The sequence below is a fragment of the Embleya scabrispora genome, from assembly GCF_002024165.1.
Lineage (GTDB): Bacteria > Actinomycetota > Actinomycetes > Streptomycetales > Streptomycetaceae > Embleya > Embleya scabrispora_A.
This window is the reverse complement of record NZ_MWQN01000003.1, coordinates 549,865-561,930: the sequence shown is the minus strand read 5'-3', so window position 1 is coordinate 561,930 and position 12,066 is coordinate 549,865. Positions and strand designations below refer to the sequence as shown.

The following is a 12,066-nucleotide window of genomic DNA, read 5'->3' as shown; positions in this document are numbered from 1 at the left end:
CGGCGAAGACCGACTGCGGGACTACCTCAAGCGCGCGATCGTCGACCTTCAGCGGGCCCGCGCCCGCATCGCCGAGTTGGAGCGGCCACCCGAGCCGATCGCCGTGATCGGTATGGCCTGCCGCTACCCCGGCGGCGTGCGCTCGCCCGAGGACCTGTGGCGGCTGGTGGCCGACGGCGTGGACGCGGTGAGCGGCTTCCCGAACGATCGCGGCTGGGCAGTGGACGACCTGTACCACCCCGACCCCGAACACCGGGGCACCAGTTATACGCGGGAGGGCGGATTCCTGGCCGAAGCGGGCGAGTTCGATCCCGGATTCTTCGGGATCTCGCCGCACGAGGCGCTGGTCATGGACCCGCAGCAGCGGTTGCTCCTGGAGACCTCGTGGGAGGCGTTCGAGCGGGCCGGGATCGATCGGCGCGCCCTGAAGGGCAGTTCCACCGGAGTCTTCGTCGGCGGCACCCCCAGCGGCTACGGCTTCGGGGTCGAGCGCCTGCCCGACGGGGTCGAGGGATACGCGCTCACCGGCGGGGTCGGCAGCGCGATGTCGGGCCGGGTGTCCTACGTGCTCGGCCTGGAAGGCCCGTCGCTGACCGTGGACACCGCGTGTTCGTCCTCGCTGGTGGCGCTGCACCTCGCCGTGCGGGCGCTGCGGGGCGGCGAGTGCACGATGGCGCTCGCGGGCGGGGCGAGCGTCATCGTGAACCCGGCCGTCTTCGTCGAGTTCAGCCGGCAGGGCGTGTTGTCCGCCGACGGCCGGTGCAAGTCGTTCGCCGCCGCGGCCGACGGCACCGGGTGGGCCGAGGGGGTCGGGATGCTCCTGGTCGAGCGGCTGAGCGACGCGCGCCGCAGGGGCCACCCCGTACTGGCCGTGGTACGCGGCAGCGCGGTCAACCAGGACGGCGCGAGCAACGGCCTCACCGCCCCCAACGGCCCCGCACAACGGCGGGTGATCGAGGCGGCGTTGGCGAACGCGGGCCTGGCTCCCGCCGACATCGACGCGGTGGAGGCGCACGGCACCGGCACCCGGCTCGGCGACCCGATCGAGGCCCGGGCGCTGATCGCCACCTACGGCGGCGGCCGGGACTTCGAACGGCCGCTGTGGATCGGCTCGGTGAAATCCAACATCGGCCACACCGCCGCCGCCGCCGGCGCGGCCGGGGTCATCAAGATGGTGATGGCGATGCGCCACGGCGTGCTGCCCGGGACGCTGCACGTGGATGCGCCGACCCCGCACGTCGACTGGAGCGCGGGCGCCGTCGAAGTACTCGCCGAGGCCAGGAGTTGGCCCGGCGAGGGAACACCGCGCCGCGCGGGCGTGTCGTCCTTCGGGATCAGCGGTACCAACGCGCACCTGATCCTCGAACAGGCCCCCGAGGCGGCCCCGGTCGCCGGCGCGGAAGGGGAGCCCGGCGCACCGGTGTTGCCCGACCCCGCCGTACTGCCGTTCGTCCTGTCCGCGGACAGTCCCGAGGGCCTGCGGGCCCAGGCCGCGCGCCTGGACGCCCACTTGGACACCGACGCCGGCCGGGACGCCACACTGCCCGACCTGGCCCACTCCCTGCACGCCACCCGGTCCGCGCTGGACCACCGCGCCGTGGTTCGGGTCGGCGGCCGTGACCGACTGAGAGAGGCGCTGGCGGGCCTCGCCGCCGGCACCCCGACCGCCGCGGTGACCAAGGGCCAGGCCCGATACGGCGAACGCGTCGTGTTCGTCTTCCCCGGCCAGGGCTCCGAGTGGTACGGGATGGCGGTCGAACTACTCGACCGCGCGCCGGTGTTCGCCGCGCAGATAGCGGCGTGCGAGCAGGCCCTCGCACCGCATGTGGACTGGTCCCTCGAAGAGTTGCTGCGCGCCGACGCCGACACCGCGCGGGCGTGGATGACCCGCGTCGACGTCCTGCCGGCGGTGTTGTGGGCGGTGATGATCGCGCTGGCCGAACTGTGGCGCGCCTGCGGCGTCGAACCCGCCGCCGTGGTCGGCCACTCGCAGGGGGAGATCGCCGCCGCCTACGTCGCGGGCGCCCTGAGCCTGGCCGACTCCGCGAAGGTCGTCGCCCTACGCGGCAAAACCGTCGCCGTATTGGCCGGCCGCGGCGGCGTGCTCTCCGTCGGGGAATCCGCCGCCCGGGTCGCCACGCGGTTGCGACGGTGGCCCGGCCGGTTGTCGATCGCCGTGATCAACGGCCCCGGTTCCACCGGGATCTCCGGCGACACCGCCGCCCTCGACGAACTCACGGCGCAATACGCGGCCGAGCGCATCCGCCACTGGCGCATCCCCACCACGTACGCCTCGCACAGCCCCCAGGTGGAGGAGATCCGTGACCGGCTGGTCGACGTCCTCACCGGGATCGAACCGCGCCCGGCCCGCATCCCGTTCCACTCGACGGTCACCGCCGGCCGGTACGACACCACCGGCCTCGACGCCGACTACTGGTATCGCAACCTGCGGCAGACCGTGCGCTTCGAGGAGACCGTACGCGGCCTCGTCGACGCCGGACACACCGCCTTCGTCGAGGTCAGCCCGAATCCCCTGCTGGTACCGGGCATCGAGCAGATGCTGGACGAAACGGACCGCACCGCGGTCGCGCTCGGCACGCTGCGCCGCGGCCGGCCGGACGTCGCCCGTTTCCTCGGCTCGCTCGCGGAAGCCCACGTGCACGGGCTGCCGGTGGCGTGGAACGCGGTCCTGGGCGCCGGATTCGGACGGCGGGTACCGCTGCCGACGTACGCGTTCCGGCACCGGCACTACTGGCTGGAATCCGGCGGTGGCCGGGCCGGCGCGGACGAGGTCGGCCTCGCCCCCGTGGACCATCCGCTGCTGCGCGCCGGAACCACCCTGTCCGGCCTCGGCCGGTCGGTGCTGACCGGGTCGATCTCGGCGCGTACGCACCCCTGGGTCGCGGAACACGCCATCGGCGACGCCGCCGTGCTGCCCGCGACGGCCCTGGTGGAACTGGCGATCCGGGTGGCCGACGAGGTGGGCTGCGGCCGTGTCGACGAACTCGACCTCGACGCGCCGCTGATCCTGCCGCCGACCGGCGGAGTGCGGCTACAGGTCGTGGTGGACCCGCCGGACGGGACGGGCCGTCGCGAACTGACCGTGCACTCCCGCCCGGTCGGCAACGGCGGCTCGGCCGAAGGCGGTTGGCAGCGCAACGCCACCGCCGTACTCGATCCGCGGGGCACCGCGGCGGACTTCGACCTCACCACCTGGCCGCCGACCGATGCGGTCGCGGTGGACACCGATGCCGTCCGGGATCGGGCTCGGGCAGGCGGCCGCCCGTACGGGCCCGCCTTCCAGGGTCCGGAACAGGCCTGGCGGGTGGGCGAGGAGGTGTACGCGGAGGTCGTGCTCGGTGAGCGGGAGCGTGCCGAGGCCGGGCGCTACGGCCTGCATCCGGTGTTGCTCGACCTCGCGCTCCGGGCGTACGACCGGATCGAGTCGGGCGCTCCGGGCGACGGGGTCCCGCTGCCGTGTGTCTGGCGTGGCGTCTCGCTGCACGCCTCGGGGGCACGACGGCTGCGCGTGCGACTCGTTCCCCGGGGTGTGGACGCGGTCACCGTGCTGGCGGCCGACGGCACGGGTGCTCCGGTGTTGCGTGCCGAGTCCGTGGAGATGCGCCGGGTTCGGGTCGAGCGGGCGATCGGTGGCGATGTGCCGCGCGCTCCCGCCCGGAGGCCGGCTCGGCGGGTGGCGGCGGACGAGACGACGGGCTCGGGGCCCTCGCTCGGGCGGCGGTTGTCCGGACTGTCCGCGACGGACCGGGAGGACGTCCTCGTCGACATGGTCCGCGCGCAGGTCGCCGCGGTGCTGGGCCACGGGTCGGCGGGCGCGGTGGATCCGGACCGGGCCTTCCGCGACCTCGGCTTCGATTCGCTCACCGCCGTGGAACTGCGCAACCGCCTCACCGCCGACACCGGACTGCGGCTGCCCGCGACGCTGGTCTTCGACTACCCCACGTCCGTCGACCTGGCGCGTCGACTGCTCGCGGGTCTGGCTCCGGAACCGGCCGAAGGGCCACCTCCGGGCACGGCGGGTGCGGACACATCGGGTACCGGCGACGCGCCGGCCCTCGACCGCACCGAGGAGGTGGTGGCGTCGATCGCGCGGATGGACGCCGACGAACTCGTGCGCCTCGCGCTCGACGGGCTCGAGGAAGGCTGAGTGCGCGGCCGGGCTCGCCCCGGCCGTCGTGCCGCGACGGGAGTACGGCGCGACGTCACCGCGTCCGCGACGCGCCCAGCCAGTACGGCTCGCGTTGGAACGGGTAGGTCGGCAGGTCGATCCGCCGGGCGGGTACGTCCCGGAACAGCGCGGCGGCCTCCGGGTCGGCGCCGGCGGTGTACAGCCGGGCCACCGCCAGCGCCACCGCCCGAGGGGCAGGCAGCGTGTCCGACAGCAGGTACACCGTGCCCGGCCGGTCGAGGCCGGGGGCACCGAGTACCACGACGAGGTCGGCGCCGGGCGTCCCGATCGCGGCGCCGTGCCCCTCGCCCGACGCCCGGACGTCGCTCGCGGCACCGGTGTCGCTCGCCGACCCGGTGTCGCTCATCGCACCGGCGTTGCTCGTGGCACCGGTGTCGCTCGCCGCCCGGGCGTTGCCTACCTCACGGACGCCGCGCTCCGCACCGGCGAGCAGCGCCGTGACGTCGAGCCGCGTGCCGTCGTCCGCCGCCAGGACGGGAACGCGCGGCGGCGCGACCGCGCGGTCGTTCGGGCCGGCGGCACCCCGGGCCGCCACGGCGGCGGCCTGCCGCAGGGTCAGGCTGCCGCCGAGGTGGGCGGCGGCGAGCCGGCCCGCGCCGTGCCCGGCGATGGCGTCCGGGTGCAGCCCCAGGCTCTCCAGCAGCCGATACGCGGCGATGTGCGCCGCGAACGCGGCGGCGCCGGTGTGCGGTTCGGCGTCCTTGCCCGGCGTGGGCAGCGGTCGATCCAGGTGGGGGGCGAGGGCGCGGGCGGCCTCGTCCCAGGCGTGCGCGTAGGCCGGGAACGCCGCGTAGAACTCGGCCTCGGCGGCGGGCGAGCGCTCCTCGGCGGCGGGCAGCAGTGCCACCAGGCGGGCATCGTCTCCGCCGGCCCGGCCGGTGAGCACGGCGGGATGCCCGGTGCCGGCAGCCAACGCGGTCAGAGCGTCCAGGAGTTCCACGCGGTCCGCGGCCAGGATCGCGGCGCGTTCCTCGAACGTGGTGCGGGTGGTGGCCAGCGACCGGGCCACCTCGGCCGGGGTGGCGGTGTCCGCGCCGGCCGCCAGGTGCTCGCGCAACCGGCGGGCCTGTGCGGCGAGCGCGGGTGCGCTGCGGGCCGACAACAGGCAGGGCGGCGAGGACCATCCGGCGTCCGGTACCGGCGTCGCGGGCTCCTCGGGCGGCTGCTCCAGGATGAAGTGCACCTTGGTGCCGTTGCCGCCGAACGAGGACACCCCGGCACGACGCGGCCGTCCCGTCTCCGGCCACGGCACCGCCCGGTGGGGCAGGGCGATGCCGCTGTGCTCCCAATCGACGTCGGGCAGCGGCTCGGCGGTGTGCAGGGCCTCGGGTACGACGCCGTGTCGCATGGCCAGGATCGTCTTGATCACGCCGATCACCCCCGACGCGGCGTGCGGGTGGCCGATGTTGGCCTTGACGCTGCCCACCCACAGGGGCTGGTCGGCGGGACGGTGCCGGCCGTACGCGTCGATGATCGCCTCGGCCTCGACGGCGTCGCCGAGCGGCGTTCCGGTGCCGTGCGCCTCGACCATGTCGATGTCGACCGGACCGAGTCCGGCCTCGGCGAGCGCGAGTCGCATCACCCGGCTCTGCGACGGGCCGTGCGGTGCGGTCAGCCCGTTGCCGGCGCCGTTGTGGTTCAGCGCCGAGCCGCGGATCACCGCGAGTTCCGGGTGCCCACGCCGGCGGGCCTCGGAACGCCGTTCGACGATCAGTACGCCGGCGCCCTCGCCCCACCCGGTCCCGTCGGCGGCGGCCGAGAACGACTTGCACCGGCCGTCGGGCGCGATGCCGCCGAGGTTGTCGAAGGCGGCCGGGAACGCCAGTACGGTCACCCCGCCGACGAGCGCGGAGTCGCACTCGCCGCGCCGCAGCGCCTCGCAGGCCAGGTGCAGCGCGACAGCGGAGGACGAGCACCCGGTGTCGACGGTGAGCGTGGGCCCCTCCAGACCGAACGTGTAGGCCACCCGGGCACAGGCGAACGCCGAGCCGGAACCGGAGGACACGTAGGGCAGGCTCGCCGGCGGAACCGCCCCCGGGTCGGAGACATAGTTCTGGTGGAAGGTGCCCAGGTAGGCGCCGGTGCGGCCGGTGTCCACCCGCCGGGGGTCCTGCCCCGCGCGTTCCCACGCCTCCCACACCAGTTCCAGCAGCAGCCGCTGTTGGGGGTCGATCACCAGTGCCTCGTCCGGCCCGATGTCGAAGAACGCCGGGTCGAAGCCCGAGGCGCCGGTGATGAACCCGCCCTCGGGCAGCAGGCCGACGCCCGGCATGGCGTCGGTCAGGGCGGCGAACCGGTCCCGATTCCAGCCGCGATCGTCCGGGGCGGGCCCGATGGCGTCGCCACCGGTCGCCAGTAACTCCCAGAGTGCTTCCGGTGATTCGATGCCGCCGGGGAGGCGGCAGCTCATTCCGACGACGACGACCGGATCGTCCTCGCCGACCGGCTCGGTGTGACGGCGGGCGGTGCCGACCGGGGCGGGTTCGTCCGCATCCCCGATGAGTCGGGTGCGCAGGTGTCGGGCGACGGCGCCGGGTGTGGGGTGGTCGTAGATCAGGCCGACCGGTAGGCGCAGTCCCGTGCCGGCGGCCAGCCGGTTGCGCAGGTCGACGGCGTTGAGCGAGTCGAAGCCCAGTTCGCGGAAGGGCCGCCCGGGGCCGACCGCGTCGCCGTCGGTGTGGCCGAGGACGGCGGCGGCCTGGGCGCGGACGAGGTCGAGCAGGATCCGGGTGCGCTCGGCGGGCGGTTCGCCGGCCAGTCGGGCGGCGAGGTCGGCGCCGTCACCCGCGCCCGCGCTCGCGCCGGCGCCGACGGCACGGCGCAGCGGGGCGCGGATCAGGCCGCGGTACAGCGGCGGCGGGGCGGTGCCGGCGAGTTTGCGGGCGAAGGCGTCGAGGTCGATGCGCAGCGGTACGAACAGCGCGGTGTCGGTGCGCAGCGCGGCGTCGACGACGGCCATGCCCTCCGCCGTCGACAGGGCCAGGACCCCGGCGTCGACCATGCGCTCGCGGTCGGCGCTCGACACGCGGCGGGTCAACTCGCTCAGCTCCGCCCACGGGCCCCAGGCCAGCGAGGTGGCGGGCAGGCCGTGCGCGCGGCGGCGGGCCGCCAGGGCATCCAGGAAGGCGTTCGCGGCGGCGTAGTTGGCCTGCCCGGCGGTGCCCAGCACGCCGGCGGCCGAGGAGTAGAGCACGAACGCGGCCAGGGGCGCGTCGCGGGTGAGTTCGTCGAGGTGCACGGCGGCGTCCACCTTGGGGCGGAAGACGGTGGCCAGGCGCTCGGGGGTCAGCGCGTCCACGACGGTGTCGTCGACGGCCGCCGCGGCGTGCACGACGGCGGTGAGGGGGTGCTCTGCGGGGATGGCGGCCAGGACGGCGGCGAGCGCGTCCCGGTCGGCGGCGTCGCACGCGGCCACGGTGACGTGGGCGCCCGACTCGCGTAGTTCGGCGGCCAGTTCCTCGGCGCCGGGGGCGGTCGGGCCGCGCCGGCCGAGCAGGACCAGGTGCCGGATGCCGTGCCGGGACACCAGGTGGCGGGCCACGAGTCCGCCGAGGGTGCCGGTGCCCCCGGTGATCAACACGGTGCCGTTCGGGTCGAGCGGGGTGTGTTCGGGCGCGGGGGCGGTCACGGCCCGACCGAGGCGGGGCGCGCGAAGGGCGCCGTCGCGCACGACCAACCGGGGTTCGCCGACGGCCAGGGCGGTGCGGAGGAGGTCGGCACAGAGCGGGGCGGCGGGGCCGGTGCCGGTGCCGGTGTCGGTGTCGAGCAGCAGCAGGCGTCCGGGGTGCTCCGCGGCGGCCGAACCGATGAGCCCCCACAGGGGCGCGAGGTCCGGGTCCGGGATCTCGCCCGCGTGCGCGGCGATCGCCGCTCGGGTGAGCAACACCAGTCGACTGTCCGCGAGTCGGTCGTCGCGCAGGAACGCCTGTACGGTCGCCAGGGCGGCGCGGGTGGTGGCCTCGGGCCCGCCGTCGCCGCCCGGGAGCGGTACGACGACGGCGTCCGGGACGCGGGCGCCCGCGGCGACGGCGGCGCTCAGCGCGTCCTGGTCGCGGTGGACCCGAACCTCGGCGCCGGCGGTGCGCGGAGCGGCGGACGGGCCGATTCGGTCGGGGACTTCGGTGAGCAGCGCCCACTCCGTCGGTGCGTCGTCCGGCGTCGCGGTCACCGGGGCCCACTCGACGCCGAACAGCAGGTCGGGCGGGAGCGAGGTCGCCGGGGCCGCCGTGGCGACCCGCTCGAAGGCCACCGGGCCGAGGTCGGCGAGGGGTTGCCCGGCGGCGTCGGCGAGCGTTGCGGTGACCGTGCCGTCGACGCCGGGGCGAAGGCGGACGCGGGCGGTGTCGGCACCGACGGCGTGTACGGCGACCCGGCCGAGCGAGGTGGGCAGGAGGTCGCGGCCGCTGCCGTCGTCCAATGCCGGTCGAGCGAGCCGCCAGGACCGAAGCGCGGCGTCGAGCAGCGCGGGATGGATGCGGTAGCCCCGTACCTCGCGGGCGTCGGCATCGAGCGCCACCTCGGCGAACACCTCGTCCCCGCGCCGCCACAACCCGCGGATCGCCGCCGACCCGCCTTCCGGGTCGGACGGTACGAGCGCGTCCGCGCCGCGCGGCGGCCACTCGTGCTCCACCGCGACCGGGGGCGGCACCGGTTCGGCGAGGGCGGCGCCGGCGTACCGGACCCAACGGCCGTCCCCGACGTCGGGGTGGCGGGCGTGCACGGTGAGCGTACGGGCGGCGACGGTCACCTGAATCCGGGTCGCCCCCGTCGGGGACACCACCAGCGGGCGGTCCAGGGTCAACGCCGCGACCGTGCGGCGCACCTCGTCGGCGGCGCGCACCGCCAACTCCGCCAACGCCCCGGCGCCGAGCGTGGGTACGCCGCGCGGGTCGGGTCGCACGCACGGGTCGAGAGCGGCGACGGCGCCGGTCAGGACGACCTCGTCGCGCTCGGCCGACTCCAGCACGGCACCGAGGATCGTATGGTCGGCGGCCTCCAGTCCGAGTGCGGCCGGCTCGCCCGCCGGGCCGCCCGGCATCAGCCAGTAGCGGGTGCCCTGGAACGGGTAGGTGGGCAACTCCACGTCCGCCGTGTCGACTTCGGCGAACAGCGAGCCGAGATCGATCCGGGTGCCGCGCACCGCCGCCTCGGCCAACGAGGTACGAAACCGCAGCAGGGAATCGTCGTCGCGGCGCAGCGTCGCGAGCGCGACGGCATCCGCCTCGGTGCTCTCGATGCACTCCTCGACGGCCGCCGTGAGCACCGGGTGCGGTCCCATCTCGACGAACACCCCGTGCCCGTGTTGCCGGAGCAGCGCCCGCACACCCTGCTCCAGCAACACGGGCCGGCGCAGATTGCGGTACCAGTAGTCGGCGTTCAGGTGCGCGGTGTCGATCCAGTCGCCGGTGACGGTGGACCACATCGGCACCTCGCCGGCGCGGGGCACGAGGTCCGCCAATTCGGCGATCAGTTGCTCGCGCACGACCTCGACCTGCGGCGAGTGCGAGGCGTAGTCGGCCGGGATGCGGCGCACCCGCACATCGTCGGCCTCGCAGGCCCGGACGAAGGCGTCGAGGCGGTCCGGCGGGCCGGAAACCACGGTGGAGCGCGGGCCGTTGTGGGCGGCGACGGACAGTTCGGTATTGGTGACGGCGATCCGGGTCAGGACCTCGTCGGCGGTCAGGGCGACCGAGGCCATCGCGCCGCGACCGGCCAACGCGGCCACGGCTCGACTGCGCAGCGCGACGACCTTGGCGCCGTCGGCCAGGGACAGCGCGCCGGCGACGCAGGCCGCGGCGATCTCCCCCTGGGAGTGGCCGAGTACGGCGGCCGGCCGCACGCCGTGGTCCTGCCACAACCGGGCGAGGGAGACCATGACCGCCCACAGCGCCGGCTGTACGAGGTCGACCCGGGCGAGCGCGGCCTCGTCGTCCAGCACCCGACCGAGCGGCCGGTCCAGCCAGGGCGCGAGGGCTTCCTCGCAGGCGGCCAAGTGGGCGGCGAACGCGGGGCATTCGGCACGCAGCCGGGTCGCCATCCCGGTCCACTGGGAACCCTGGCCGGGGAAGAGGAAGACCACTTTGCCGCGGACGGTGGCCGCTCCCTCGACCGACAGCGGCGACACGGCGCCGGATGCGAGCGCGCGCAGCGGCTCGAAGGCCCGGTCGAGGTCGTCCACAAGGACCACCGCCCGGTGCTCGAAGGCGGCCCGGCGACAGGCCAGGGCGGCACCGACCGCGACGGGGTCCGGCCGGGGATCACGCGCGCACCACTCGGCCAGTTGCCGCGCGCGGGACCGCAGCGCCTGCGGGGTGGCCGCCGACAGCACCCACGGCACCGCTCCGGTGCCGAGCGGACCCTCGGGACGCCGCTCGCGGGGTACGGCCGGCGGCGGATCGTCCGCGGGGTCGGCCTGTTCGAGCACGACGTGCGCGTTGGTGCCGCTGACCCCGAACGAGGAGACCGCGGCGCGGCGCGGCCGCTCGGTGTGCGGCCACGGGTGGGCCTCGTCGGCGAGCCGGACGTCGCCGGCCGACCAATCGATGTGCGGCGAGGGCGCGTCGATGTGCAGGGTGCGCGGCACCTGCCCGTGGCGCAGCGCCAGGACGGCCTTGATCACGCCGGCGACCCCCGCCGCGCCCTGGGCATGGCCGATGTTGGACTTGATCGACCCGAGCCACAAGGGCCGCCGCGGATCGCGTCCCTGCCCGTAGGTGGCCAGCAGGGCCTGCGCCTCGATCGGGTCGCCGAGCGTGGTGCCGGTGCCGTGCGCCTCGACGAGGTCGACCTGATCGGGCGTCAGCCCCGCGTCGGCGAGGGCGGCTCGGATCACCCGCTGCTGGGACGGGCCGTTGGGCGCGGTCAGTCCGTTGGACGCGCCGTCCTGGTTGACCGCCGAACCGCGCAGCACGGCCAGTACCCGCCGGCCGTTGCGGCGGGCGTCCGACAGCCGCTCGACCAGCAACAGGCCCACGCCCTCGGCCCACGCGGTTCCGTCGGCCGCCGCGGCAAAGGGTTTGCAGCGGTTGTCCGGGGCGCGCAGGCCCTGGTCGCCGAAGCCGTGGAAAATGGCGGGGGAGGCCATCACGGTCACCCCGCCGGCCAGGGCCAGCGAACACTCGCCGGAGCGCAGCGCCCGAACCGCCAGGTGCAGTGCGACGAGGGAGGACGAGCAGGCGGTGTCCACCGTGACCGCCGGGCCCTCGAGGCCGTAGACGTAGGAGAGCCGGCCCGAGAGCACACTGCTGGACGCGCCGCTGAGCAGGTAGGTGGCCACGCCTTCGGGCACCTCGGCGACGCCGTGGCCGTAGTTGCTGACCGTGGCACCGACGAAGACGCCGGTGGCACTGTGCTTGAGCGAGGCCGGCACGATGCCGGCGTTCTCCAAGACCTCCCAGGAGGTCTCCAGGAGCAGCCGCTGCTGGGGGTCCATCGCCAGCGCCTCGCGGGGCGAGATGCCGAAGACGGAGGCGTCGAAGTGGTCGGCGTGGTGGAGGAATCCGCCCTGGAGCCGCGAGTCGATGCCGAGCCCGGCCGCGGCGAGGTCGGACAACTGCCGTTCCCAGCCGCGATCGTCGGGTGGGTCGCCGATGGTGTCGACGCCGTCGGCGAGCACCCGCCACAGGTCCTCGGCGGAGGACACCGACCCGGGCAGGCGGCAACCCATCCCGACGATCGCGATCGGTTCGCTTGCGGCGGCGGTCAGTTCCGCGTTGTGCGCACGCAGCCGTTCGTTCTGCGTCAGGGCCGCCCGAAGCGCCTCGACGAGCCGATCGGAAGGAGCGTTGGCACGCGGGGGTGTGGCACTCACGCCGAACTCCGCTCGTCGCAGTGAACAGGCCGGCACCGGCACGGGC

2 pseudogenes are annotated in these 12,066 nt (G+C 75.3%); one reads left to right on the top strand and one right to left on the bottom strand.

The features are described 5' to 3' along the window. Window positions 1–4 precede the first annotated feature (4 nt). A pseudogene (locus B4N89_RS38200) lies at window positions 5–4,168 on the top strand (type I polyketide synthase); the annotation flags it as partial. Window positions 4,169–4,223: 55 nt separating this feature from the next. Here the strand turns inward: B4N89_RS38200 and B4N89_RS38195 are convergent. Continuing rightward, window positions 4,224–11,966: pseudogene (locus B4N89_RS38195) on the bottom strand (SDR family NAD(P)-dependent oxidoreductase); the annotation flags it as partial. Window positions 11,967–12,066: the final 100 nt, after the last annotated feature.